The organism is Homoserinimonas aerilata, from assembly GCF_006716125.1.
Taxonomy (GTDB): Bacteria; Actinomycetota; Actinomycetes; order Actinomycetales; family Microbacteriaceae; genus Homoserinimonas; species Homoserinimonas aerilata.
On sequence record NZ_VFOM01000001.1, the window covers coordinates 1,053,021 to 1,078,724 of the forward strand.

A 25,704-nucleotide genomic window follows, 5' to 3' on the forward strand; every position below is an offset into this window, starting at 1 on the left:
TCGCCATTCTTCAGATCATCAGCCGCGCTGCTCGTCCACTCCGCGGATGGCCGGTGAGTGGAATGTGCTGCCGAACACGCGTTCGGATGCTCCCACACGGTCCAGATAGGGGGTCGCCCCGCCCATCTGGAACGGCCAGCCGGCACCCAGAATGAGGCACAGATCGATGTCTTCTGCGGCAGAGACCACGCCGTCGTCGAGCATCCGCTTGATCTCGTCGGCAAGGCCATCCTCGACCCGACGAAGAATCTGCTCTGCCGTCATGGGGGAGCTGCCACCTGCGACGATCTCGACAGCCTTCTTGTCGAAGCCCTTGATCTTGCCCTTGCCGTCACGATCGAAGATGCGGCCGTGCTCGGCGAGCCGGTGCAGGTTCGCACTCTCGAAGAAGCGCTCAGGGAACGCCGCATGGTGAGTGTCGAGCACGTGCGCACCGACCTTGAGACCCACGAGCTCAAGGAGCTCGAAGGCTGTCATCGGCAGGCCGAAGGGGTCGAGTGCGTGGTTGACGACCTCGAACGGGGTTCCCGTGTCCACCGCATGCATGGCCTCGCCGAGAAGCTTCGCCAGGATGCGGTTGACGACGAACCCCGGGGTGTCAGCGGTGATCACTGCGGTCTTGAACAGCTTGCCCGCGGTGACCATGGCCGTGCTCAGCGTCTCGTCGTTGGTGTGCGGCGTCCTGACGACCTCGATCAGTGGCATGACCGCCACCGGGTTGAAGAAGTGGAAGCCGACGAGGCGTTCCGGGTGAGCGAGCTTCGCACCGATCTGTGCCACCGAGAGCGAGGAGGTGTTCGTAGCCAGAACTGCGGTCTCGGAGACGTGCTGCTCGATCTCGGCGAACACATCCTGCTTGGCTTCGAGTTGTTCGAAGATCGCCTCGATCACCCAGTCTGCATCTGAGAACTGTGACTTGTCGGTGGTTCCGGTGACGAGGGCCTTGAGGCGGTTCGCGTCGTCGGATGACACACGACCCTTCTCCAGTAGCTTGTCGATCTCACCGTGGATGTACCCGATGCCCTTGTCGATCTGCTCCTGTGAGATGTCGGTGATCACGACGGGGACCTTGAGTCGTCGCACGAACAGCAGCGCGAACTGCTGTGCCATGAGGCCAGCCCCGATGACGCCGATCTTCGTGATCGGCTTCGCCAGCGTCTTGTCAGGGGCACCTGCGGGCTTCTTGGCGCGCTTCTGCACAAGGTTGAAGGCGTAGATGCTCGCGACGAACTGGTCGCCGGCGATCAACTCGGAGAGCTTCTCGTCCTCTGCGGCGAATCCGGTCTCACGGTCGGTGTTCTTCGCGGCCTTGAGCAGCTCCAGGGCTGCGTAGGGAGACTTCGCGATCGAACCGATGCGGCTCTTCAGCATCTTCTCGGCGATACCGATCGCGATGTCCCATTTGACGGCGCGCTCGATCTTGCCCGGTTCGTTGGACCGCTTGACCTTGGTGGAACCGGAGATGACGCCGTCGGCCCAGCGGATCGACTCCTCCAAGAAGTTTGCGGGGCCGAATGCGGCATCCGCGATACCCATGTCGAAGGCCTGCTTCGGCTTCAGCATGGTGTTGTTCTTGAGGGGGTTCTCGATGACGACCTTGAGTGCGTTCTCGATACCGATGAGGTTCGGCAGAAGCCAAGCGCCGCCCCACCCGGGGATGATTCCAAGGAACACCTCGGGCAGCGCAACGCCCGCTCCGGCAAGGTCGATAGTGCGGTAGTCGGCGTGCAGGGCGACCTCAAGGCCGCCGCCGAGGGCGAGCCCGTTGATGAACGCGAACGTCGGAACGCCGAGGCCGTGAAGCTTGCCGAGTGCGTGATGTCCGAGTTGTGCCAGCTGGCGCGCCGCATCCCTGCTCGGGATCTCGCCGACCTTGCTGAGATCGGCACCCGCCGCGAGGATGTACTGCTTTCCGGTGACGGCCACGGCGTGGATCTCGCCGCTCGCCGCTCGCTTGTGAAGCCCATCAATGGTCTCGGCGAACTCCAGGAGGCCGAGTGCGCCGAACGTGTTCGGTCTGGTGTGATCCCGACCGTTGTCGAGTGTCACGAGCGCGAGGACTCTGCCGCCGGCGAGCGGGATGTCGCTCACGAGGGAATGTGTGACAACCTCGTCGCCGGACATGGCCTTCAAGTCATCAAATCGGGTCGTCATCTACTTGCCCTTCCCTGCGTAGTGGGGGTTCTCCCAGATAACCGAACCGCCCTGCCCGAGACCGACGCACATGGCGGTGAGGCCGTAGCGGACCTCGGGATGTTCCTCGAACTGGCGGGCGAGCTGAAGCATCAGGCGAACGCCTGAGGATGCGAGAGGATGCCCGATCGCGATCGCACCGCCCCACATGTTGACCCTCGGGTCCTCGTCGTCGATGCCGAAGTGATCGAGCAGGGAGAGAACCTGCACGGCGAAGGCCTCGTTCAGTTCGAAGAGGCCGATGTCGTCGATGCTCAGCCCGGCCTTCTTCAGTGCCTTCTCGGTCGACGGGATGGGGCCGATGCCCATGATCTCGGGCTCCACGCCGGCGAAGGCGAAGCTGACGAGCCGCATCTTGGGCGCAAGCCCGAGCTCCTTCGCCGCGTCGGCGCTGGCCAGAAGGCTCACGGTCGCTCCGTCGTTGAGCCCGGAGGAGTTGCCGGCCGTGACCCGGCCGTGAGGGCGGAAAGGCGTCTTCAGACCAGCGAGTCCCTCCATGGTGGTCTCGGGTCGTGGCGCCTCATCGCGGGTCGCCAACCCCCATCCGTTCGCCGTCTTGATGGCGACAGGCACGAGGTCGGGCTGAATCTTGTTCGCTGCGTAGGCTGCTGCGACCTTCTGCTGGCTCGCCAGGGCGAAACGGTCGGCACGCTCCTTGGTGAGGGCGGGGAAGCGATCGTGAATCTTCTCCGCGGTGTTCCCCATGTTGAGCGCCTCGGCGTTGACGAGCTTCTCCGCGACGAATCGCGGGTTCGGGTCGACGCCCGAGCCCATCGGATGGTGCCCCATGTGTTCCACACCGCCGGCGATGGCCAGATCGTAGGCGCCAAAGGCGATTCCGCCGGCAAGGGCCGTGACCGAGGTCATCGCGCCCGCGCACATCCGGTCGATGGCGAAGCCCGGAACAGACTGGGGGAGTCCGGCGAGGATGGCGGCGCTCCGTCCGAGGGTGAGGCCCTGATCTCCGGATTGCGTGGTCGCGGCGATGGCGACCTCGTCAATGCGATCCTTGGGGACGCTCGGATTACGCTCGAGCAGGCCGATCATGGCTTTGACGACGAGATCGTCTGCACGGGTGTTCCAGTACATTCCCTTTTCGCCGGCTCGACCGAACGGGGTGCGAACCCCGTCCACGAATACGACTTCTTGTCTTTCGGCCACAATGCCTCCTCGATATCAGGTCTGCTCCTGATCCTAGGCTGGCCGAAAAACGGGCTGGAATCGTTTGCTTCTTTCTACGAAGCCGATTCCTCATCGTTCTCGTTGTCTTGGCTGGCCTCCACAAAGGCGCGCTCGATTATCTGTGCAGTAACGTCAATCTGCCACGGGCGTGCACCGAGCGCGAGAAGGGCCGCGCCGATCTCGCTGGCACCGGCCGGCTGAGGCGGTGACCATGAGATACGCCGCAGCGCTTCTGGTGTCAGCAGGTTCTCGACCGGGATCGCCATCTCCTCGGATGCCTCGGCCATGGCCGATTTCGCTGCCTTCAGGCGAAGATCTGCCTCAGGGTTGCGATCCGACCACGATCTCGGCGGGGGGAGCGAGTCACCGTTTCCGCGCAGGGTGGGGAACTGCTCTGCGGCACGGCCTGCCTCGATGGCCTCCCACCAGCGACCGAGCTCAGATCTGCTTGCTCGGCCCGTGAATTCTTTGAGCGCCGCAAGCTCGGCCTTGGATGACGGCATGGCCTTGGCCGCGGCGACCAGGGCTGCATCCGGCACGAGCCGCCCGGGCGCGGTGTCGATCTCGCGGGCATAGCGGTCGCGCGCCTCCCAGAGTTCCTTGGCGACGGCGAGGTTGCGGCCGCCCCTGATGGAGTGCGCGCCTGAGAGACGGCGCCAGCCCTCCCCTCGAGAGCTGGGGCGATGCTCCTGAGTGAGCACATTGGCGAATTCCTGCTCCGCAATGGCGCCCTTGCCCGCGTCGTCGAGGAGCCTCCCGACCGCTTCGCGCAGGTCGACGAGCAGTTCAACGTCGAGCGCCGCATAGACGAGCCACGACTCCGGGAGGGGGCGGGTTGACCAGTCAGCCGCCGAATGCTCCTTGGCCAGGTGGATGCCGAGGAGCGACTCCACAACGGTGCCCAGCCCTACCCGGGGTAGGCCCGCAAGACGGGCGCCGAGCTCGGTGTCGAAGATACGCGTCGGGTCGAGGCCGACCTCGCGCAGGCAGTCGAGATCCTGACTTGCGGCGTGGAAGATCCATTCCTCGCCGGAGATCGCGTCATTCAGTTCGGAGAATGAGCCGACGGCGGGAGGATCGAAGAGGAACGTTCCGGCATCGCGCCGGAAGAGCTGGATCAGGTACGCCCGTTGCGAGAATCGATAGCCGGATGCCCGTTCCGCGTCGACGGCGATGGGCCCTGTTCCCGAGGCGATGCGCGCGACGGCGTCGAGATACTCCTCGCGGGTGGCGATGACGTGATGCGGCTGCGTATCCGCCTGCGGGCTACTGTTCACGCGCTGCCCGTCGTGCCGTGAGGGATGTGACGCCTTCTATGGCGGGCGGAAGCCCCGCGAGCATGCACAGAAGCTCACCCCATCCTTCTACGTGCGCCGTGACATCCGAATCCTGGGGGGTCCACGATGCCCTGAGCTCGATCTGCGCCCCGTCGCCATGATCGGCGAGTTCGCCGTATCCGCTCGACAGCACCTTGGTCGCCGTGCCGGATGCGTGTTCGTAGCGCGCTCCCCGTGCGGCGAGCGCATCGACGAGCCACGACCAGGCGACATCCGCGAGGAATGGATCGATGCCGATGTCGGTCTCAAGGGGCGCCTGCACGAAGCAGACGACCCTGAACTCGCCAGACCAGGCTTCAGGCATGGCGGGGTCATGCAGGAGGACGAAGCGGCCGGTGCCGAGTTCTGAATCGGCACCGTGCCGGGCCGGGGTCACATCTGCGGAGAGGGCGAAGGCGAAGGGCGCAAGATTGGAGGGCGCGGGGATCTCGGTGACCGTCAACTCCGAACGGTGGGCGGCGCGCCTGATCGCCTCGACCGCCTCGACGAAGGAGGCCGGAGCCGAGGGAGCTGTAACTGTTTCGGGCACGAGTGAAGACTAAAGTTCAACCGTGAGGGATTCACGAAGGCACGCCGACATCCGCAGTCGTTCATGGCACCGTGCGGGAATCGTTGCTGCAACTGCTGCCGGCCTGGCGGCCGTGGGCACGGCCGTCGCCACCTTCGCGATCGCCAGGTACGTCATCACGCCGCCTCGTCGACGTGCCCAAGACATCCGCATCGTCCACATCGATGAGAAGGCCGGAACGGTCACCCTGAGTGAGAGCCCGGAATCGCTTCTGGCGGGCCGCTATGGGCTGTGGTTCGACGCTGAACGCGGGCATGCGCGTGTCGGCGATGTCGTCTCGCGGGGGCGGGACTCTGTGACCCGGCGCCTCGAGGGGATCGACAAGGGCACACCTGCGGTCGGGATGAAGTGCCGCCTCTCCGGCTGGTACTACAGGAGCCCTGAACCTCTCGGAGTCGAGTACTCCGAGGTGTTCATCGACACGACACTTGGCCCGGCACCGGCCTGGCTGGTCCCCGCGCCGGGAGGCGGCACAGGCGGTCGCTGGGTCATCCAGGTGCACGGCCGCGCTGTCGACCGCCGGGAGACGATTCGTGCGATCCCCGTGTTCCATGATGCCGGCTTCACCTCGCTGCTCATCTCCTACAGGAACGACGGGGTGGCGCCGCCGAGCGAAGACGGACGGTACGCCCTCGGCGACATCGAGTGGCTCGATGTCGAATCGGCCATGCGGTACGCGATCGACCACGGCGCGCGCGACATCGTGCTCATGGGCTGGTCGATGGGCGGCGCAACTGTGCTGCAGGCGGCAACCCGGTCAAGGCTCTCCTTCGCAGTGCGAGGAATCGTGCTCGACTCGCCGGTTGTCGACTGGGTCACGGCTCTCCGGCATCAGGCCGGCACGCTCAGGATTCCGCCGCTGGTCGTGCGGGCCGTACTCCGGATCCTGAGCAGGCCGTGGGGCTCCGTCGTCACGGGACAGCACGCTCCGATCGATCTGCGGAGACTCGACTTCGTGGCCCGCGCCGTCGAACTGGAGCTGCCGATGCTGCTTCTGCACAGCTCTGGTGATGCCTTCGTCCCCGACACGGCATCCCGTGCCCTCGCCGCGGCCCGGCCCGATATCGTGACGTTCCCGGCGATCGCCGGCGCCGGCCACACCCGAATCTGGAACTACGACACCGACGCCTGGAACGGGGCGATCAGCGAGTGGCTTCAGCGCCTGCTTCCGCCATCTTCTCTCTGATCTGGCGCTTGGTGCGTCCGAGCAGCGCGCTCATGCCGCGCAGTCGCAGCGGGCTGATGAGCTTCGCGAGTCCGATCGTGTTCGGATAGTCGTCGGGGACCGCCAGCACCTGCTCGGCGCTCAACCCCTCCAGACCCTGCGCGAGGATCGAGGCGAAGCCGCGGGTCGTCGGAGACTCGCGCGGGGCCGTCACATGGAGATGCACGATACCGTGCTCATCCAGCTCGACGAACATGAACACGGGTGACTGGCATTCGATGACCTGCTCGAGGAGATCCGGATGCTCCGCATAGCGGGGCGGGAGCTCGGGGAGTTCCGCAGAGAACTCGAGCAGGAGGGTGAGCCGGTCATTCGGATCGAGGGCAAGGAACTCGGCGCGGATCTCCTCCAGCGCTGCAGGTGTCTCGACGGTCGTCACCTGATCCAGTATTCCACTGCAGGGCGCGAGCAGGTCGATGACGGACAAGCCCTCGGCGAACGGATCAGTGCCGACGCAGCTCTCCGGGTTCGCTTCCCGTGACGATCGGCACCCGTACCGCCGATCCCCACTCCGTCCATGAGCCGTCGTAGTTGCGCACCCGGTCGAGACCGAGCAGGTGGGTCAGAACGAACCAGGTGTGCGCGGATCGTTCGCCGATACGGCAATAGGCGATGACATCGTCTTCGTCGCCGATGCCGGCCTCGTCTCGGTAGAGAGCGTCGAGTTCGGACCGCGGGCGGAAGGTTCCATCGCCTTCGGCGGCCCTGCCCCATGGAACATTCTGGGCGGTGGGGATGTGGCCGGCGCGGAGTGCGCCCTCCTCCGGGTAGGCGGGAGCCGTCGTGCGCTCACCAGAGAACTCCTCGGGGGAGCGCACATCGATGAGAGGCCTGCCGAAGTGGCTGAGGACGTCCTCCTTGAAGGCACGGATGGCTGTGTCGTCTCTCTCCACGACAGGGTAGGCGACGGGAACCGGCTGAGCGGGTGCTGCGGTCATCTCGCGACCCTCCGCCTCCCACTTGGCTCGTCCGCCGTCAAGCAGGCGCACATCCTCGTGGCCGAACAGGGTGAACACCCAGAGCGCGTACGCGGCCCACCAATTGCTCTTGTCGCCATAGACGACGACCGTCGTGTCCCGCGATATCCCCTTTGACCCCAAGAGCGCCGCGAAGGCCTCGCCATCGATGTAGTCACGCTCGACAGGGTCGTTGAGGTCGGTGTGCCAGTCGATCTTGACGGCTCCGGGGATGTGGCCGATCTCGTAGAGCAGCACGTCTTCATCCGATTCGACGACGACAAGGCCGGGGGAGCCCAGCTGGCCCTGGAGCCATTCGGTGCTGACAAGGCGTTCCGGATGGGCGTAGTCCGTGAACTTCGGATCGGCGTCGGCCTGAACTGCCATCTTGTCCTCCGGTTCCGCCGCCGAGCGGGCGGCGTGATGCACATGTGACTTCGCTAAACTTGGGAAGTCCCCTCATACGACTGTAGGCGCTGCTCCGTACCTGTTACGGCCGGAGGAGGGAATAACTCTTTCGCCGACAGACGGGCCCCGCGCAGTGACAGTTCAGCATTCTCCCGACGGTAGCCTGCGCGCGACCCCGGGAAGTCTCCTCGATCGCGACACCACGCTGGGGGGCGAGCAGATGGTCGCCCATCTGGTGCCACCGCGCCAGTTCCTGGCAGCCTCCCTCGACAACTATCGTCCGGACCGTGACTACCCGTCACAGGGCGCCGCGGTCGCCGCCATCCGCAACTTCGCCGCGAACTCCTCGAGTCGGCCGAGTCGACTGTTCGGCCGCAGAAAGTCCTCGGAGGAGGCCAAGCCCGGCATCTATCTCGACGGTGGCTTCGGCGTCGGTAAGACCCACCTTCTGGCATCGCTGTGGCATATGGCGAAGGGGCGCAAGTACTTCGGCACCTTCATCGAGTACACCGCGCTGGTGGGGGCGCTCGGCTACGCAGAGACGGTCGTCGCCCTGCGGGGGGCGACACTCCTGTGCATCGACGAGTTCGAACTGGACGACCCGGGAGACACGCGACTGATGTCGCGGCTGCTCGGTGAGCTCGTCGCATCCGGAACCCGCATCGCGGCAACGTCCAACACCCCTCCGAACGCCCTCGGCGAAGGGCGCTTCGCCGCGCAGGACTTTCTTCGAGAGATCGACGCGCTCGCCTCCCGTTTCACGACCCTTCGGGTCGACGGGGTCGACTTCAGGCATCGCGACAACTCCGGTCATGCCATGGTCATCCCCGACGAAGAGCTCGACGAGCTGGTGGCCGACGTGGACGGCCCGACCACGATGGACGACTTCGATGCGGTCCTCGGTCTGCTCTCCCGCGTGCATCCCTCACGCTACGTCACGCTCGTGGATGAACTCGCGGCGATCGGATTGCGAGGCGTGCACGCTTTCACCCACCAGACGGATGCGCTCCGATTCGTGGCTTTCGTCGACAGGCTCTACGACGCCCAGGTGCGGGTGCTCGCCAGCGGAACCCCCCTCGACGAGATCTTTCCCGATGACATGCTCGCCGGTGGTTATCGCAAGAAGTATCTGAGGGCGGTCTCCCGGCTCATCGCGCTCACCTCCGGACAGCTCAGCTGACCGCGGGCCGCAGGCGATTCGCAGTCGTTCTGTGGCGGCCCGAAACATGCTGTTTACGTGGGAGAGCTTGCTGTAACCCCCGCGTAACGGGGCGCGCTCCCCACAGAAATCTCCTCGAATGAGACTTGCGGCGTAGCACCGCACGGCGCCCGCATCGGCAGGCACGGCGTTTGCTGCGTCCCTTGTGAATCGAGAGAGGTACTCCTATGGACACCGGCGAACTTGCGTGGGCCATTACGGCCACAGCCCTGGTGCTCTTCATGACCCCCGGCGTCGCGTTCTTCTACGGCGGACTGGTCAAGGCGAAGAGCGTGGTCAGCATGATGATGATGAGCTTCGGATCGCTCGCCCTCATCGGCGTGCTGTGGATCCTGTACGGCTACAACATGTCCGCGGTTGACGGCGTGTGGGACTTCGCAGGCAACCCCTTCGCGAACTTCAGCCTCGCCGGCGCCGACAACGAGACGCTCGTCGGGGCCGCCTTCGGCGCGACCTTCGCGATCATCACCGTCGCCCTCATCTCCGGGGCGATCGCAGACCGTGCCAAGTTCGGGTCCTGGATGATCTTCGCCGGCCTCTGGGCGACCATCGTGTACTTCCCGGTCGCGGCCTGGGTCTGGGGTGGTGGTTGGATCCTGAACCTCGGTGACACCCTCGGGCTCCCCGCCGTGATCGACTATGCCGGCGGAACCGCCGTCCACATCAATGCTGGTGCCGCGGCGCTCGCGCTCGCTCTCGTGCTCGGCAAGCGGGTCGTTTTTCAGAAGGGTGCACACAAGCCGCACAACGTGCCGCTCGTGCTGCTCGGGGCATCCATCCTCTGGTTCGGTTGGTTCGGCTTCAATGCGGGAGCCGAGTTCGCCAACGATCTCGCCGGAGTGGGCCTCATCGTCGTGAACACGCTTGGAGCCACAGCTGCCGCAATCCTCGGCTGGCTCGTCGTCGAGAAGATCAAGGACGGCAAGGCCACCGCGGTGGGCGCCGGGTCCGGCGCGGTGACAGGCCTCGTCGCGATCACGCCGTCATGTGCCAACCTCGAGCCGGGCTGGGCGATCGTGCTCGGTATCCTCGCCGGCGCGGTCTGCGCTCTCGCCGTCGAACTGAAGTTCAAGCTCGGCTTCGACGATTCGCTGGACGTCGTCGGCATCCACCTCGTCGGAGGACTCATCGGAACACTCTTCCTCGGGTTCTTCGCCATCGACACCGGTCTCTTCACCGGCGGCGACTTCGGCCAGCTCGCTGTCCAACTCATCGCCGCCCTCGGCGTGCTGATCTACTCCTTCGTGGTGGCACTCGTGCTCGGCTTCGCCATCGAGAAGACTCTCGGTTTCCGGGTCAAGAACGAGGATGAGATCGCAGGCATCGACACGACCGTCCACGGCGAGGAGGGCTACGCGCTCGAGACCGTGTAGAACCACTGGCAGGGGTTGGGGCGCCGTCCGGGAGGATGGCGCCCCGCCGCAGTTGCTCGCCACACGCCGCTAGTCTCTTCCCCGAGGGCTAAGGAGGGCGAATGCAGACGAGCTCACCGCTTCTCATCGCGCTCCTCGCCGCTCTGGGCTTGGCCGTTGCGGGAATGTTCGCGATGGTCCTGTCGGAGCGCCGGCACGGACGCAGGTCCGTTCTGCCCGCGACCGTATGGTTTCTGCTGGTGTACCTGCCGTTGTTGGCGCAGTTCGCCTGGCCCGGGGCAGTATGGTCGCCCGTCTCGTCGATGCTCGATGCCGAACCGCTCGACTTCGGAGGAGCAGTCCCCGTGTTCCTCTCCCTCTCGGGGGCCGCCCTTGCGGTCGAGCACGTGTTCCGCCGCCAGACGGTGCATGCGGCAATCGAGTGGACTGTGATTCCTCGCGCCCGGATGCTCATGGTCGTCGTCATCGTGACCGTCGGGTGGGCGCTCTGGCTCATGTCTGTCGAACACGTCCTGAATGACTTGTCGCTGACGATCCTGGTGAACACCACGCTGATGTCGGTCTGTGCCGTTCTGGGCGGCTCCCTCCCTGCCATTCCGGCCCGGCGGATACCTCTGGACCCCGCAACGCTCTGTGCGAGCTCCAGCGCCGGCCTCGCAGCAGCGACTGCTTCGGCGGCGTTCCTCGAACCGGGCACCGCAGCGATCGTCGGCGCGGTGGCCGGCCTGCTGGCCGGCTGGCTGCTTCGCGGTGGCAGGCGCACGGACGCGAAGAGCCTCGGGCGTATCGTCTGCGTGTCCGGAGTCGCTGGCGTCGGTGCTGGCCTCGTCGCAGTCGGGCTCCTCGAACGCAGCCGGGGCCTTCTCTTCACCGGGCAGCCCGGCCTACTGATTGCCGAAGTGCTGCTTGGACTCGCCTCATTGGCCTACGCGTATATCGTCACCATGCTGCTGGCGCAGGCTTACAAGCGGATGCGATGAGTGCTGTGACAGCCATCAGATGGTGGGCGATACCGGACTCGAACCGATGACCTCTTCCGTGTGAAGGAAGCGCGCTACCAACTGCGCCAATCGCCCGCGCACACAATCTTGCCATAGCTTTTGCCGCGCCGATGCCATCGAAAGCGCGGCGCGCCACGCCGAAAGACGCTCAGTTTGGTGTGCGCGGGAATCATCGGTTAGAGTCATGCAGCACGCAGAAATGCGCGCAAATGCGGATGTGGCGCAGTGGTAGCGCACAACCTTGCCAAGGTTGGGGTCGCGAGTTCGAATCTCGTCATCCGCTCGAGTGAAGTCTCACGCTTCGTGGGGACCCACCATGGTGGCGTGGCCGAGAGGCGAGGCAGCGGCCTGCAAAGCCGTCCACACGGGTTCGAATCCCGTCGCCACCTCACTCAACTCAGGTTCACCTGGGCGATTGGCGCAGCGGTAGCGCGCTTCCCTGACACGGAAGAGGTCACTGGTTCGATCCCAGTATCGCCCACCACCATCACGAAAGCCCCCGGACACCGGGGGCTTTCGGCGTTAAGACGACCCCGGATGCCCCACTAAACTTGGCCGAATGAGCCAGCAGACAGGATTCGACCTCTTCACGGACCGTTCGATCGTCGCAATGCGCGTCAACGGCGAGCTGAAAGATCTCGCTGCGACGGTCACGACAGGTGACGACGTCGAAGCGGTGACGATCGATTCGCAGGACGGCCTGAACATCCTGCGTCACTCTGCGGCGCATGTCGCGGCTCAGGCGATCCAATCCATCAACCCCGAGGCGAAGCTCGGCATCGGCCCGCCCATCACCGATGGCTTCTACTACGACTTCGATGTCGAGGAGCCGTTCACTCCCGAGGATCTGAAGGCCTTCGAGAAGGCGATGGAACGCATCGTCAAGCAGGGCCAGCGTTTCGTCCGTCGTGTCGTCACCGACGACGAGGCCAGGGCCGAGCTCGCGGGTGAACCGTACAAGCTGGAACTCATCGGTCTCAAGGGCAGCGCATCCGAAGGTGGCGACAATGAGTCCGTCGAGGTGGGTGCCGGCGAGCTGACCATCTACGACAATGTCGATCCGAAGAGCGGCGAGACGGTCTGGAAGGACCTGTGCCGGGGCCCGCATCTGCCGAACACCCGCATGATCGGCAACGGCTGGAAGCTCATGCGCACCGCCGCCGCATACTGGCGTGGTTCGGAGAAGAACAAGCAGCTTCAGCGCGTCTATGGCACGGCATGGCCCACCAAGGATGAGCTCAGGGCTCACACGACCCGCCTTGAGGAGGCCGCCAAGCGCGATCACCGCAAGCTCGGCGCAGAGCTCGACCTGTTCTCGTTCCCCGACGAGATCGGCTCCGGCCTCGCGGTGTTCCACCCGCGCGGCGGCATCATCCGTCACGAGATCGAACAGTTCATGCGCGAGCGCCTGCTCGAGAACGACTATGAACTCGTCAACACGCCCCACATCACCAAGGGGCACCTCTTCGAGACCAGCCAGCACCTGAACTGGTACAAGGACGGGATGTTCCCGGCGATGCACCTTGACGAGGAGCAGGATGCCGAGGGCAACATCACCAAGCAGGGCCAGGACTACTACCTGAAGCCCATGAACTGCCCGTTCCACAACCTGATCTTCAGGGCGCGCGGCCGCAGCTACCGTGAGCTGCCCCTGCGACTCGCCGAGTTCGGCACCGTGTACCGCTATGAGAAGAGCGGCACGCTCTCTGGACTGACCCGCGTGCGCGGCCTCACTCAGGACGACGCCCACATCTACGTGACCCCAGACCAGGTCAAGGACGAGATCAAGAGTCAGCTCGAGTTCGTCTTCGAGACGCTGCGCGGCTACGGTCTCAACGACTTCTATCTTGAGCTGTCGACGCGCGACCCCGAGAAGTCCGTCGGCACTGACGAACAGTGGGAAGAGGCGACGGAGACCCTTCGTCAGGTGGGCATCGAGTCAGGGCTCGAGCTTGTCGCCGACCCGGGTGGCGCCGCGTTCTACGGGCCCAAGATCTCGGTTCAGGCGCGTGACGCCATCGGGCGCACCTGGCAGCTCTCAACGGTGCAGCTGGACTTCAACCAGCCTGCCCTGTTTGACCTCGAGTACACCGCATCCGATGGCTCCCGGCAGCAGCCGGTCATGATCCACCGTGCGCTTCTCGGCTCGATCGAACGCTTCTTTGCAATCCTGCTCGAGCACTATGCGGGGGCATTCCCCGTCTGGCTCTCGCCCGTTCAGGTAGTGGGCGTGCCCGTCGCCGAGGAATATAACGAGTACCTCGCCGATGTCATCACCCGGCTCCGGTCCCGTGGCGTGCGCGCCGAAGCGGATCTCTCAAGCGATCGGATGCCCAAGAAGATTCGCACCCACACCAAGGCGAAGGTGCCGTTCCAGCTGATCGCCGGCGAGGAGGACCGCGCCGCAGGTGCCGTCAGCTTCAGGTTCCGCGACGGCCGGCAGGAGAACGGTGTGCCCGTCGACGAGGCGATCGACCGCATCCTGGAGGCCATCCGCACCAAGGTGCAGGTGTGATGGCCTCATACGATCCCGACGAGTTCGCAGGCTTCGAGGTTGAGAAGGGGGCCGATTTCGCGGCCACGCCGGATACCTTCCAACGTCTGTGGACCCCGCACCGCCTCGTCTACGTCGAGGACGGGCAGCAGCCGGATGCGGACGCTTGCCCCTTCTGCCTCGCCCCGGGCAAGTCCGACGAGGACGCCCTGATCGTGGCACGCGGGCAGCACGCCTACGTTCTGCTCAATCTCTTCCCCTACAACTCCGGCCATCTCCTCGTATGCCCGTACCGGCACATCGCAAGTTACGACGAGGCATCGCCCGAGGAGGTGGCCGAGATCGGCAGCCTCACCCAGACGGCCATGGCTGTGCTCACCGCGACGTCGTCCTGCGAAGGCTTCAACATCGGCATGAACCAGGGGCAGATCGCCGGCGCAGGAATAGCGGGCCATCTGCATCAGCACATCGTGCCCCGCTGGCCGCTCGACTCCAATTTCTTCCCGATCATCGCGCGCACCAAAGCCATGCCGAAGCTGCTCGGCGAGGTCCGGGACGAGATCTCCTCGGCCTGGCCCGCATAGCGGCCATACGCCGTAACCCCCACCACCACACGAAGGTAGAATCACCACCATGGTTGACAGCACACAGAACAACGACACGACCGCGGGCGTCGGGTCGAACCGGGTCAAGCGAGGCCTTGCGGAGATGCTCAAGGGCGGCGTCATCATGGACGTCGTCAACGCCGAGCAGGCGAAGATCGCAGAGGATGCCGGCGCCGTCGCCGTCATGGCTCTCGAGCGCGTTCCCGCCGACATCCGTTCGCAGGGCGGCGTGGCCCGCATGAGCGACCCCGACCTCATCGACGGCATCATCGAGACGGTGTCGATCCCCGTCATGGCCAAGGCCCGCATCGGCCACTTCGTCGAAGCACAGGTGCTGCAGTCGCTCGGCGTTGACTACATCGACGAGTCGGAGGTTCTGAGTCCGGCCGACTATGTCAACCACATCGACAAGTGGCCGTTCACGGTTCCTTTCGTCTGCGGCGCGACCAACCTCGGTGAGGCGCTGCGTCGCATCAACGAGGGCGCGGCCATGATCCGTTCCAAGGGCGAGGCCGGCACCGGCGACGTCTCCGAGGCGACGAAGCACATCCGCACCATCAAGCGGGAGATCGCCCGCCTCGCCTCACTGAGCAACGACGAACTCTACGTTGCCGCGAAGGATCTTCAGGCGCCGTATGACCTCGTGCTTGAGGTTGCGAAGACCGGCACCCTTCCCGTCGTTCTCTTCACCGCGGGGGGCGTCGCGACGCCAGCGGATGCTGCGCTCATGATGCAGCTCGGCGCCGACGGCGTCTTCGTCGGCTCTGGCATCTTCAAGTCCGGTGATCCGGCCAAGCGCGCTGCCGCGATCGTGAAGGCGACGACGTTCTTCGACGACCCCGCCGTCATCGCCGAGACCTCTCGCGGTCTGGGCGAGGCGATGGTCGGCATCAACGTCGCCGATCTGGCCGCTCCGCACCGTCTCTCCGAGCGTGGCTGGTAGCGCGACGACGCAGCACGACAGCCCCCGCATCGGAGTTCTCGCGCTCCAGGGCGACTTCCGCGAGCACCGGCGGGTGCTCGCGGAGCTGGGGGCGGTCACGGTCGCCGTGCGCCGCTCATCCGAGCTCGATGAGATCGACGGGCTCGTCATCCCGGGCGGGGAATCGACCGTCATGGACAAACTGTCACGCTCATTCGGGCTTTCGGAACCCTTGAAACAGAAGATCGCCGAGGGGCTTCCGGTGTACGGGACCTGCGCGGGGCTCATCATGCTGTCACGCGAGATCCTCGACGGGGCGGAGGGGCAGCAGTCTCTCGGCGGGCTGGACATCGCCGTACGCCGCAACGCGTTCGGCTCCCAGCTCGACTCCTTCGAAACCGATCTCGACATTCCGGCGCTGGGCGAGCATCCGCTTCATGCCGTGTTCATCCGTGCGCCCGTCGTCGAATCTGTGGGGGAGGGCGTGTCTGTTCTGGCCGCGCTCGAAGACGGGAGGGTTGTGGCAGTCGAGCAGGGAAATCTGCTCGGCACATCCTTCCACCCGGAGGTCACCAGCGACCACAGATTCCACGACTACTTTCTGCAGAAGGTTCGCGGCCACATCCACGCCTGAGCGCCGGTCCGCCCGGTGACGTGAGGAGTCCTGCGCCTCTCACTTAGAATGTTGAGCATGTCAGGTCACTCCAAGTGGGCAACCACGAAGCACAAGAAGGCGATCATCGACTCGCGCCGCGCGAAGTCGTTTGCGAAGCTCATCAAGAACATCGAGGTCGCGGCGAAGATGGGCGGTGCCGATCTCTCCGGCAACCCGACACTCGTCGACGCCATCCAGAAGGCCAAGAAGACCTCGGTCCCCAACGACAACATCGATCGGGCCGTCAAGCGTGGCGCCGGGCTCAGCGGCGAGTCGATCGACTACGCGACGATCATGTATGAGGGCTACGCGCAGGGCGGCGTCGCGCTGCTCATCGAGTGCCTCACCGACAACAAGAACCGTGCCGCCGCAGAGGTTCGCACCGCGATGACCCGCAATGGCGGCAACATGGCCGACCCGGGCAGCGTCGCCTACAACTTCAACCGCAAGGGCGTCATCTCCATCACGAAGACGGATGATGTGAGCGAGGACGACATCCTCATGGCCGTCCTCGACGCGGGGGCTGAAGAGGTCGCCGATCGCGGCGCGGGCTTCGAGGTGATCACCGAACCGAGCGAACTGGTCGCCGCCCGTACTGCTCTGCAGGAGGCGGGAATCGACTACGACTCATCAGAGGCGGAGTTCGTTCCCAACCTCAGCGTCGAGGTCGATGCGGAGACCGCACGCAAGGTGTTCAAGCTGATCGACGCCCTTGAAGACCTCGACGATGTGCAGAACATCTTCGCCAACTACTCGGTTAGCGCTGAGACACAGGCCGAACTCGACGCAGACGACGAGTAGTCGCGACCCGCAGATGACCCTCAGGGTGCTGGGCATCGATCCCGGACTCACGCGCTGCGGGGTCGGGGTCGTCGACGTCGAGCCCGATCGCTCAGCACGGCTCGTGCACTACGGGGTCATCCGCACCCCGCCCGAGATGGAACTCGAGCGACGGCTGCTGCTGATCGGCGAGGGCATCCAGGCCATCATCGAGGAGTTCGCCCCGACGGCGGTCGCCTTGGAGCGGGTCTTCGCGCAGCACAACCTCCGCACCGTCATGGGCACCGCCCAGGCGAGCGGCGTGGCACTCCACATGGCGGCTGCGCGCGGTCTGCGGGTGGGGCTGCACACGCCTTCCGAGGTGAAGGCGGCGGTCACCGGTTACGGCACGGCTGACAAGAAGCAGGTTGCGACGATGGTTGCGCGCATCCTCAGGCTCGACGCCCCTCCGCAGCCTGCGGACGCCGCCGATGCGCTCGCGCTCGCGCTCTGCCACGCCTGGCGGGGGTCTGCTGGCGGCTCTTCCGGGGGTACGGCGGCAGCACAGGATGCCCTCACCCCCGCTCAGAGGGCGTGGCGCGCCGCCGAGCGCAGCAGTGCGAAGAAAGTCGGCGGCCCCTCGTAGGCTTGGGGCATGATCTCATCCGTCCGCGGCATCGTGCTGTCAGCATCCGGCACCACTGCGGTGATCGAGGTCGGGGGAGTCGGCCTCGCCATCACCGTGACCCCACAGCATGCAATGTCTCTCAGAGCGGGTGCCGAGGCGATGGTCTTGACGGCGCTCATCGTGCGCGAAGACGATCTCGCACTCTTCGGATTCAGTGAGGCGGAGGGTCTGCGGGTGTTCGATCTCCTCCGGAGCGTCACCGGCGTCGGGCCGAAATCGGCCATGGGAGTGCTCTCCGCCATGACTCCCGACCAGGTCGCCATTGCCGTCGCGGATGACGATGACGCCGCCTTCCGCAAGGTCTCGGGCATCGGGCCTAAGACGGCGAAGCTCATCGTGCTCTCACTGACCGGAAAACTGCTGCGCCCTGCCGCCCCCGCCACAACCATCCGTACCGGTGCCGACGCCACGACTGAGAGCCTCGTCGCCGCCCTGGTCGGCCTCGGGTGGAGCGAGAAGGTCGCTTCGCAGGTTTCGGAGGAGGCAGTGACCGATGCCGCACCCGGCACGAGTGTGCAGCAGTTGCTGCGCATCGCGCTCGGCACTCTGGGGCCCGGCCAGATTCCGCGGCGTGATTCGGCGGTCGACGCATGAGCGCCGCCGACTTCGACGAGGTCGGGGCGGGTCCCGACATCGTGACTCCCATGCCCGAGTCGCAGGCCGAGCTCGCCTTCGAGGGTGCGCTTCGCCCGAAGTCGCTCGCCGAGTTCGTCGGGCAGTCGAAGGTGCGGGCACAGCTTGAGCTGTTGCTGCAGGCCGCCTCGATGCAGAACAGGACCCCCGACCACATCCTGCTTGCCGGGCCACCCGGCCTCGGCAAGACGACGCTTGCCATGATCGTCGCCCACGAGAGTGGGCGACAACTTCGCATGTCCAGCGGCCCAGCCATCCAGCATGCGGGTGATCTGGCGGCGTTGCTCTCGTCTCTGCTGCCCGGAGAAGTGCTGTTCATCGACGAGATCCATCGCATGGCGCGCTCGGCGGAGGAGATGCTCTATCTCGCGATGGAGGATTTCAGGATCGACATCATGGTCGGCAAAGGGGCAGGGGCAACCTCGATTCCGCTCGATCTCGCGCCGTTCACCCTCGTTGGTGCGACGACCCGGGCCGGCCTCCTGCCGAACCCGCTGCGTGATCGCTTCGGCTTCACCGCACACCTCGAGTTCTATTCCGACGGCGAACTCGAGCAGGTGATCACGCGCGCCGCGCACATGCTCGAGCTACGGATCGACAGCGGTTCGCTCGCCGAGATCGCCGGGCGGAGCAGGGGAACGCCTCGTATCGCCAACCGTCTGCTCCGACGGGTGCGAGATTACTCGCTCGTGCACCGATCCGACGGGCTCGAAGCCGTCAATGCGGCACTGAAGCTCTACGACGTCGACGAACGCGGACTCGACCGCCTCGACCGTGCCGTGCTCATGACTGTTCTCCAACGCTTCGACGGTGGGCCGGTCGGGCTCGGAACCCTCGCAGCCTCCGTCGGGGAGGAGGCCGAGACCATCGAGTCGGTGGTCGAGCCGTTCCTCGTGCGCGTCGGTCTCATAACGCGGACGCCACGCGGGAGGGTTGCGACCCGGTCGGCGTGGGAGCATTTCGGCCTCAGCCCACAGGCGGCGGGGCACTCAGGGGATGGCCTATAGTTTAACGATGGTCGTTTGCGCAATCGTCTAGCGCCCACCATCCACAAACTCCCCGGAAGGCTCTGCTCCACATGGATCCGTTGCTCATCGTCATGGTCGCCGTTTTGGCCCTCTTCATCTTCTTCCAGTTCCGCAACTCGAAGAAGCGGCGCGCAGAGCAGGAGAAGCTGCAGTCCAAGATGGTGCCAGGAGCCGAGATCATGACGCAGTTCGGCCTGTACGGCACGCTGTTGTCGATCGACGAGGAGAGCAATGAGGCTCTTGTCGAGACCACGCCGGGAACTGTGCTGCGCGTGCACCGTCAGACGATCCTCAAGGTCGTGGAAGACGACGCCGTCGAGGCGGAAGACACCACCGATTCGGTCGAGCTCGATGACGACAGCGAGCCAGCGTTCGGTGAGCGCGTCGACAAGGCCGACAGCGCCGACGATGACGGTGCGGACAAGCGCGACTCCTAGGCACTAAAGTTCTGTGGGGTCGGACTTCATCCGGCCAACACTCCCGATTTGATTCGCCCCCGACTCTGCCGAGCCGGGGCGAAGGAAGCTGAGTCCTCGGTGGCACCACGATCGACCCCGGTCAAGAAGGCCTGGCGTTCCCTGACCTGGCTCGGCGTGATCATCGTCGGCCTCATCGCCCTCAACGCCGGTGGCGTTCTGTGGCAGGGCTCCGGCTGGACCCCGAAGCTCGCGCTCGACCTAGAGGGCGGCACGCAGATCATCCTTGCACCTCAGCTCGAGAGCGGGCAGCAGGTGACAGGCGAGCAGCTCGATCAGGCGGTCTCGATCATCCGCCAGAGAATCAACGCCTCCGGCGTCTCTGAGGCCGAGATCAACACGCAGGGCACCCAGAACATCGTCGTCTCCATCCCGGGCACGCCCGACCGTGAGACGCTCGACCGTATCGAGTCATCCGCAAAGCTCGAGTTCCGGCCTGTTCTGGTGGCATCCGGTGCCTCCACCGGCTCGATGGGCGACGCCTCCGGCGCCCCGTCTGCGACGCCCGAGGCGGAGCAGCCCACGGAGAGCCTCAGCAGCACCCCGAGCGTGAGTCCGAGCAATGCGAGCGACCTGAACTGGATCACGCCCGCGCTCGAAGACCAGTACACGAACTTCGACTGCGCGACGCTCGACGAAGCTGGCACGAATGTCGCCCCGGCCGACGAACCGCTGATCACCTGCGACGACACGCGCACCGCGAAGTACATCCTGGGCCCGGTCGAGGTCTCCGGCGAACGGATCGCGGATGCGACGCACAGCCTGGTGGCCAACAGCCAGGGCGTCAGCACGGGCCAGTGGGGCGTCAACATCATCTTCGATGACGAGGGCAGCAAGGAGTTCTCCGAGGTCACGACGCGCCTCTTCTCGATGACCGGAGTGCAGAACCAGTTCGCGATCGTGCTCGACGGCAGCGTCATCTCCGCCCCGACGACGAACGCCGTGATCACCAACGGCAAACCCCAGATCACCGGAAACTTCACGCAGGACACCTCCAAGACACTGGCCGACCAACTCAAGTTCGGCGCGCTTCCGATCGGCTTCGTGGTGCAGAGCAACGAGAACATTTCTGCCACGCTGGGCACCAGCCAGCTCTACAGCGGCCTTCTGGCCGGACTCATCGGCCTCGCGCTCGTTGTGGTGTACTCACTGTTCCAGTACCGCACTCTCGGCCTCGTCACGGTCGCGTCGCTGACGGTGGCTGCGGTGATCGTCTACCTCGTCATCAACCTGCTGTCGTGGCGCGAAGGCTATCGACTCTCCCTCGCCGGCGTCGCCGGCCTCATCGTGTCGATCGGTATCACCGCGGACTCCTTCATCGTCTACTTCGAGCGCATCCGAGATGAACTCAGAGACGGGCGCGCGCTGGACTCGGCGGTCGAGTCAGGATGGAAGCGTGCATTCCGCACCGTCCTCGCCTCAGACACCGTCAACTTCCTCGCTGCGGCGATCCTGTTCGTGCTTGCCGTCGGCAATGTGCGCGGTTTCGCGTTGACCCTCGGCATCACGACCATCATCGACATCGTCGTGGTTTCGCTGTTCACGCATCCGGTGCTCCAGTTGCTCGCCAAGACCCGCTTCTTCGGCGAGGGACATCGCTTCAGCGGATTGGACCCCCGCGCCCTGGGTGCCGTCTACCGAGGGCGAGCACAGTTCCGGGAGCCTGCGGCAGCTCTGAGTAAGAAGACCGCGGGTGCCAGTCGCGAGGCAGCACGCCGACAGACGATCGCCGAGCGCAAGGCTGCGGAGCAGTCGACCAGCGCTCCGAAGGGGAAGGATTCCTGATGGCCAGCTTCTCCCAGTTCGGCAACGACCTCTACACCGGCAAGAGGTCCTACGACATCGTCGGAAAACGGCGTGTCTGGTACATCGTCGCCGCGATCATGATCCTCATCTCCGTGGCCGGCCCGTTCCTTCGAGGTGGCTTCCAGTTCGGAATCGAGTTCCGCGGCGGGTCCGAGTTCCAGGTCGAGTCGGCAGCGACCACCGATCAGGCGATCGGTGAGGATGCTGTCAAGGCGATCGTCTCCAATGCGAACCCCCGCGTGACGATCGTCGGTGGTCAGAACGTTCGCATCCAGACCGACACCGTGACCGATGACGAGGCCCTCGAGATCAAGTCGGCACTCGCCACGGCCTACAATGTGCCCACCGAGCAGGTCAACTCCTCATTCATCGGAGCGACCTGGGGGGCGGATGTCACAGGGCAGTCGATCCGCGCACTCATTGTCTTCATCATCCTCGCGGGCGCCGTGATGGCCCTATACTTCCGCACCTGGAAGATGTCGCTTGCTGCCCTGATCGCGCTCGGGCACGACCTCATCATCACTGCGGGTGTCTACGGCATCCTCGGCTTCGAGGTCACCCCGGCAGCGGTCATCGGCTTCCTCACGATCCTCGGATATTCGCTCTACGACACCGTCGTGGTGTTCGACAAGATCCGCGAGAACACCTCAGAAGACGGCTCCGAGTCGAGCCGCACCTTCGGGGAGTCCGTGAACCTCGCCGTCAACCAGACACTCGTGAGATCCATCAACACCTCCGTCGTCGCTGTTCTGCCTGTTGCGGCGATCCTCTTCATCGGAGCCTTCGTGCTCGGTGCCGGCACACTCCGCGACATCTCGCTCGCCCTGTTCATCGGAATCCTCGTGGGCACCTACTCCACGATCTTCATCGCTGCCCCGGTCTACGCGCACCTGCGTGAGAACGAGGAGGGCATCAAGAAGCAGCGCACCAAGCTGCTCGCGAACCGTCGGGCTGTCGCGGAGCAGCAGTGACGGAGATCACAGCGGCAGAGGCCCTGCAGCTCGCGCAGGATGCATCATGGCGTGAGGCATCCGGACTGCTCATCGACGTGCGCGAGCAGCAGGAGTGGGATCGCGGGCATTCGCCTCTGGCTGTCCACATTCCGATGTCCGAGTTCTCGTCCCGCATCCACGAGGTGCCAACGGGACGCCGACTGCTCATCGTCTGTCGTTCAGGCGCCCGCTCCGCCCGCGTCACCTCTGCCCTGCTCGACGCGGGCTATGACGCAGTCAACGTCGCCGGCGGCATGATCGACTGGAACAGGGCGGGTGGTGACCTCGTCGGCGAGGGCCCGGGGCCCGCTGGCGTGGAATAGCCCGGCTGCAGTGGTAGTTTTACCATTGAACAGCAGGAGGTGGCATGACCGAGGTCAGCACTAACAGTCCTGCGGCTCGGCGCCTACTTCTGCCGAGACTGTTCTCACGAGCGCAGTACGCCGGCGCTATCGAGAACCTGATCAGGACCGTCCGCGCGCATCACCCGAAGGCGGACGTCGACATCATCGAGCGCGCCTATCAGGTCGCCGAGATCGCTCATCGAGGCCAACTGCGCAAGAGCGGCGAGCCTTACATCACCCATCCTGTTGCCGTCGCCCAGATTCTTGCCGAGCTGGGGATCGGCCCCAGGACCCTTGCCGCGGCCCTTCTGCATGACACCGTCGAGGACACCGACTACACACTCGACCTCCTGCGCAAGGACTTCGGCGACGAGGTCGCGATGCTCGTCGACGGCGTCACCAAGCTCGACAAGCTCAAATATGGTGACAGCGCCCAGGCCGAGACCGTCCGCAAGATGGTCGTGGCCATGTCCAAGGACATCCGCGTGCTCGTCATCAAGCTCGCAGACCGACTGCACAATGCCCGCACTTGGGGCTTCGTGTCCTCAGACTCGGCCAAGCGCAAGGCTCAGGAGACCCTCGAGATCTACGCCCCGCTGGCTCACCGCCTCGGTATCCAGGCGATCAAGTGGGAGCTTGAAGATCTCTCCTTCGCTGTGCTCTATCCCAAGCTCTACGTCGAGATCGAAAGCCTCGTCAAGCAGCGAACCCCGCAGCGCGAGGAGTTTGTGCAACAGGTCATCGATGCCGTGAACGAGGATCTCAAGGCGGCGCGCATCAAGGGCCGCGTCGTCGGGCGGCCGAAGCAGTACTACTCGATCTACCAGAAGATGATTCTGCGCGGCCGGGACTTCGACGAGATCTACGATCTGGTGGGCATCCGTGTGCTCGTGAACTCTGTACGGGACTGTTACGCGGTGCTCGGCTCGATTCACGCCAGATGGACGCCGATCCCCGGGCGCTTCAAGGACTACATCGCGACGCCGAAGTTCAACCTCTACCAGTCGCTGCACACCACGGTGATAGGCCCGAAGGGGCGAGCCGTCGAGATCCAGATCCGCACCGACGAGATGCACCAACGGGCCGAATACGGTGTCGCGGCTCACTGGAAGTACAAGGAGCGTGTCAACGGCGGCAAGTCGTCCGACAGCCCGATGGCCGGTGACTCCGACATGGCCTGGCTCGCCCACATTCGCGACTGGGAGGCGGAGACAGCCGATGCGGGGGAGTTCCTCGACTCTCTGCGCTTCGAGATCGGCGCGAAGGAGGTGTACGTCTTCACTCCGCAGGGTAAGGTCATCGGCCTACCCGCCGGTGCGACGCCCGTCGACTTCGCGTATGCCGTGCACACCGAGGTGGGGCACCGCACGATGGGCGCCAAGGTCAACGGTCGCCTGGTCCCGCTCGAGAGCGAGCTGGGCAGCGGAGACGTCGTCGAGGTGTTCACCTCGAAGAATCCGGATGCCGGTCCCAGCCAGGGATGGCTGACCTTCGTCAAGAGCACCCGCGCCCGCAACAAGATCCGTCAGTGGTTCACCAAGGAGCGCCGCGACGAGGCGATGGAACAGGGCAAGGATGCGATTGCCCGCGCCATGCGCAAGCAGAACCTTCCCCTGCAGAAGCTGATGAACCAGGGCTCGATCAGCGAGGTCGCCGCGCAGCTGCGCTATGACGACGTCTCAGCGCTCTACGCTGCCGTCGGCGAAGGCCATGTCTCCACGCAGTCCGTGCTGGAGAAGATCATGGCAACGCTCCAGGCGGAGAATGAAGCGGATGAGACCGATATCCCGCTGTCTCGCGGACGTGGCAAGCGGCGTGCGAGCGGAAACTCCGGCGTCCTGGTCAAGGGCGCTCCCGACATCCTCGTGAAGCTCGCGAAGTGCTGCACTCCGGTGCCCGGTGACGCCATCATGGGTTTCGTCACCCGTGGGTCCGGTGTGTCCGTCCATCAGTCCGCCTGCGTGAATGTTGCAGCCCTTCGTCTTGAGCCGGAACGCATCGTCGACGTCGAGTGGGCTCCGTCCTCCACCAGCGTCTTCCTGGTCCAGATCCAGGTCGAGGCGCTCGACCGCTCCGGGCTGCTCTCCGATGTGACACGTGTGCTCTCGGAGCATCATGTGAACATCCTGTCGGCCACGGTCTCAACCTCGACCGATCGGCTCGCGATCAGCAAGTTCGTGTTTGAGATGGGCGACACCACCCATCTTGATCGCGTGCTCAACGCCGTCCGCCGGATCGACACGGTCTACGACGTCTACAGGGTCAACTCCTGACGGTACTTTCGAGCGTCATTAGCCGCTGAAGCGCCCGCTGCTTTCCCGGGAGGTTGCGGCGAGATGCGATCTGCTCCCGACACGTCGCGGGATCGAGGCGTGCCAGCTGCATGAGCGCGCGCACCTCGGTGGCATCGTCCTCGTCGAATTCAGCGGATGTCCTCAGATAGTCGAGAACGGTACGCATCGGCGTCGTGACCGCGAAGCCGCCGATGCTGAGGATCTCCTCGGCAGTGATGACGACCTCCCTGACCGCGATCCTGGGGTTCCAGGGAACGTGTGCCCGTGCAGACAACGACACACACAGCTGATGGACGACAGGCGGATTCGCGCGCGCCCCGTGGATCCACGCCGCCGTCCTGCGCTCGGCAATGAGCTTGTGCGAGACCGTCGCTGCGAGCGACATTCCCCGGTGCGTTCCCCGTTCGAACTCGTCGATGGGGGAGAAGCAGTCATCGATCGCGAAGACCTCGCCGTCGAGGCGTGCCGCCTGCAGTTCCTCCCACGGCAGGTCGAGAGCTGAGAGGACGGGGGAGAGTCGGGAAGCCATGACCCCATCATCGCCAT

Annotated in this window: 24 protein-coding genes and 4 tRNA genes; 20 read left to right on the forward strand and 8 right to left on the reverse strand. The window is 65.0% G+C overall.

Annotated features, from left to right (window positions below; all coding sequences use genetic code 11):
* Nucleotides 1-18: 18 nt before the first annotated feature.
* The 4 genes from FB562_RS04945 to FB562_RS04960 form a co-directional block, all read right to left on the reverse strand.
* Entirely contained in the window at nt 19-2,154 is a 2,136-nt protein-coding gene (locus FB562_RS04945) for a 3-hydroxyacyl-CoA dehydrogenase NAD-binding domain-containing protein (RefSeq protein WP_141880128.1), read from the reverse strand.
* Nucleotides 2,155-3,354, reverse strand: coding sequence for a thiolase family protein (locus FB562_RS04950; RefSeq protein WP_141880129.1), 1,200 nt, complete (start codon nt 3,352-3,354; stop codon nt 2,155-2,157).
* A 74-nt stretch (nt 3,355-3,428) separates the two neighbouring features.
* Complete coding sequence (locus FB562_RS04955) at nt 3,429-4,652, reverse strand: HRDC domain-containing protein (RefSeq protein ID WP_141880130.1); 1,224 nt, start codon at nt 4,650-4,652, stop codon at nt 3,429-3,431.
* Nucleotides 4,642-5,241: a DUF3000 domain-containing protein gene (locus tag FB562_RS04960; protein ID WP_141880131.1), complete on the reverse strand. Its 600-nt coding sequence runs from the start codon at nt 5,239-5,241 to the stop codon at nt 4,642-4,644. The genes FB562_RS04955 and FB562_RS04960 overlap by 11 nt, the downstream gene beginning before the upstream one ends.
* A gap of 22 nt (nt 5,242-5,263) precedes the next feature.
* On the opposite strand from FB562_RS04960, the gene FB562_RS04965 reads away from it, so the two are divergent.
* Nucleotides 5,264-6,466 (forward strand): alpha/beta hydrolase, encoded by a 1,203-nt coding sequence (locus FB562_RS04965; protein ID WP_141880132.1) that lies wholly within the window; start codon nt 5,264-5,266, stop codon nt 6,464-6,466.
* Here FB562_RS04965 and FB562_RS04970 read toward each other — a convergent pair.
* Both FB562_RS04970 and FB562_RS04975 read right to left on the reverse strand, forming a co-directional pair.
* Entirely contained in the window at nt 6,423-6,884 is a 462-nt protein-coding gene (locus tag FB562_RS04970; protein ID WP_141880133.1) for a SufE family protein, read from the reverse strand. The genes FB562_RS04965 and FB562_RS04970 overlap by 44 nt on opposite strands.
* Before the next feature lie 64 nt (nt 6,885-6,948).
* Complete coding sequence (locus FB562_RS04975) at nt 6,949-7,848, reverse strand: sulfurtransferase (protein ID WP_141880134.1); 900 nt, start codon at nt 7,846-7,848, stop codon at nt 6,949-6,951.
* Nucleotides 7,849-8,002: 154 nt separating this feature from the next.
* On the opposite strand from FB562_RS04975, the gene zapE reads away from it, so the two are divergent.
* From zapE to FB562_RS04990, 3 genes are all read left to right on the forward strand, one after another.
* Nucleotides 8,003-9,049, forward strand: a complete 1,047-nt coding sequence (zapE, locus tag FB562_RS04980; RefSeq protein ID WP_246081341.1) for a cell division protein ZapE — start codon at nt 8,003-8,005, stop codon at nt 9,047-9,049.
* 206 nt (nt 9,050-9,255) lie between these two features.
* A complete protein-coding gene (locus tag FB562_RS04985) occupies nt 9,256-10,461 on the forward strand; it encodes an ammonium transporter (RefSeq protein WP_141880135.1) in 1,206 nt (401 codons plus the stop codon).
* A gap of 101 nt (nt 10,462-10,562) precedes the next feature.
* On the forward strand, nt 10,563-11,441 hold the full coding sequence (locus tag FB562_RS04990) for a hypothetical protein (RefSeq protein ID WP_141880136.1): 879 nt from the start codon (nt 10,563-10,565) through the stop codon (nt 11,439-11,441).
* Nucleotides 11,442-11,461: 20 nt separating this feature from the next.
* On the opposite strand, the gene FB562_RS04995 is transcribed toward FB562_RS04990, so the two are convergent.
* Nucleotides 11,462-11,537 (reverse strand) — tRNA-Val (locus FB562_RS04995).
* 136 nt (nt 11,538-11,673) lie between these two features.
* Here FB562_RS04995 and FB562_RS05000 point away from each other — a divergent pair.
* The 16 genes from FB562_RS05000 to FB562_RS05075 all read left to right on the forward strand — a co-directional run bounded on the left by FB562_RS05000 (nt 11,674) and on the right by FB562_RS05075 (nt 25,137).
* Nucleotides 11,674-11,745 (forward strand) — tRNA-Gly (locus FB562_RS05000).
* Between the two features lie 35 nt (nt 11,746-11,780).
* A tRNA-Cys gene (locus tag FB562_RS05005) sits at nt 11,781-11,851 on the forward strand.
* A gap of 20 nt (nt 11,852-11,871) precedes the next feature.
* Nucleotides 11,872-11,946 (forward strand) — tRNA-Val (locus FB562_RS05010).
* Between the two features lie 75 nt (nt 11,947-12,021).
* Nucleotides 12,022-13,977, forward strand: coding sequence for a threonine--tRNA ligase (gene thrS, locus FB562_RS05015; RefSeq protein WP_141880137.1), 1,956 nt, complete (start codon nt 12,022-12,024; stop codon nt 13,975-13,977).
* The gene (locus tag FB562_RS05020; RefSeq protein WP_141880138.1) at nt 13,977-14,540 is read left to right on the forward strand and encodes an HIT family protein; all 564 of its coding nucleotides are present in this window, start codon (nt 13,977-13,979) and stop codon (nt 14,538-14,540) included. The genes thrS and FB562_RS05020 overlap by 1 nt, the downstream gene beginning before the upstream one ends.
* Before the next feature lie 49 nt (nt 14,541-14,589).
* Nucleotides 14,590-15,504 carry a pyridoxal 5'-phosphate synthase lyase subunit PdxS gene (gene pdxS / locus FB562_RS05025; protein ID WP_141880139.1) on the forward strand — a complete coding sequence of 305 codons (915 nt, stop codon included), beginning with the start codon at nt 14,590-14,592 and terminating at the stop codon, nt 15,502-15,504.
* Nucleotides 15,494-16,117: a pyridoxal 5'-phosphate synthase glutaminase subunit PdxT gene (pdxT, locus tag FB562_RS05030; RefSeq protein WP_141880140.1), complete on the forward strand. Its 624-nt coding sequence runs from the start codon at nt 15,494-15,496 to the stop codon at nt 16,115-16,117. Before pdxS ends, pdxT begins: the two co-directional genes overlap by 11 nt.
* A 57-nt stretch (nt 16,118-16,174) precedes the next feature.
* Entirely contained in the window at nt 16,175-16,939 is a 765-nt protein-coding gene (locus FB562_RS05035; RefSeq protein WP_141880141.1) for a YebC/PmpR family DNA-binding transcriptional regulator, read from the forward strand.
* A 13-nt stretch (nt 16,940-16,952) separates the two neighbouring features.
* Nucleotides 16,953-17,543, forward strand: a complete 591-nt coding sequence (gene ruvC, locus FB562_RS05040; RefSeq protein WP_141880142.1) for a crossover junction endodeoxyribonuclease RuvC — start codon at nt 16,953-16,955, stop codon at nt 17,541-17,543.
* A gap of 9 nt (nt 17,544-17,552) precedes the next feature.
* Nucleotides 17,553-18,179, forward strand: coding sequence for a Holliday junction branch migration protein RuvA (gene ruvA / locus FB562_RS05045; RefSeq protein WP_141880143.1), 627 nt, complete (start codon nt 17,553-17,555; stop codon nt 18,177-18,179).
* On the forward strand, nt 18,176-19,225 hold the full coding sequence (ruvB, locus tag FB562_RS05050) for a Holliday junction branch migration DNA helicase RuvB (RefSeq protein ID WP_141880144.1): 1,050 nt from the start codon (nt 18,176-18,178) through the stop codon (nt 19,223-19,225). Before ruvA ends, ruvB begins: the two co-directional genes overlap by 4 nt.
* A 71-nt stretch (nt 19,226-19,296) precedes the next feature.
* Nucleotides 19,297-19,683, forward strand: coding sequence for a preprotein translocase subunit YajC (gene yajC / locus FB562_RS05055; RefSeq protein WP_141880145.1), 387 nt, complete (start codon nt 19,297-19,299; stop codon nt 19,681-19,683).
* Nucleotides 19,684-19,782: 99 nt separating this feature from the next.
* On the forward strand, nt 19,783-21,507 hold the full coding sequence (gene secD, locus FB562_RS05060; RefSeq protein WP_141880146.1) for a protein translocase subunit SecD: 1,725 nt from the start codon (nt 19,783-19,785) through the stop codon (nt 21,505-21,507).
* A complete protein-coding gene (gene secF, locus FB562_RS05065; protein WP_141880147.1) occupies nt 21,507-22,499 on the forward strand; it encodes a protein translocase subunit SecF in 993 nt (330 codons plus the stop codon). The genes secD and secF overlap by 1 nt, the downstream gene beginning before the upstream one ends.
* The gene (locus FB562_RS05070; protein ID WP_141880148.1) at nt 22,496-22,843 is read left to right on the forward strand and encodes a rhodanese-like domain-containing protein; all 348 of its coding nucleotides are present in this window, start codon (nt 22,496-22,498) and stop codon (nt 22,841-22,843) included. The genes secF and FB562_RS05070 overlap by 4 nt, the downstream gene beginning before the upstream one ends.
* Before the next feature lie 44 nt (nt 22,844-22,887).
* A complete protein-coding gene (locus FB562_RS05075; RefSeq protein WP_141880149.1) occupies nt 22,888-25,137 on the forward strand; it encodes a RelA/SpoT family protein in 2,250 nt (749 codons plus the stop codon).
* On the opposite strand, the gene FB562_RS05080 is transcribed toward FB562_RS05075, so the two are convergent.
* On the reverse strand, nt 25,127-25,687 hold the full coding sequence (locus FB562_RS05080) for a hypothetical protein (protein WP_141880150.1): 561 nt from the start codon (nt 25,685-25,687) through the stop codon (nt 25,127-25,129). The two genes, FB562_RS05075 and FB562_RS05080, sit on opposite strands and share 11 nt — an antisense overlap.
* Nucleotides 25,688-25,704: the final 17 nt, after the last annotated feature.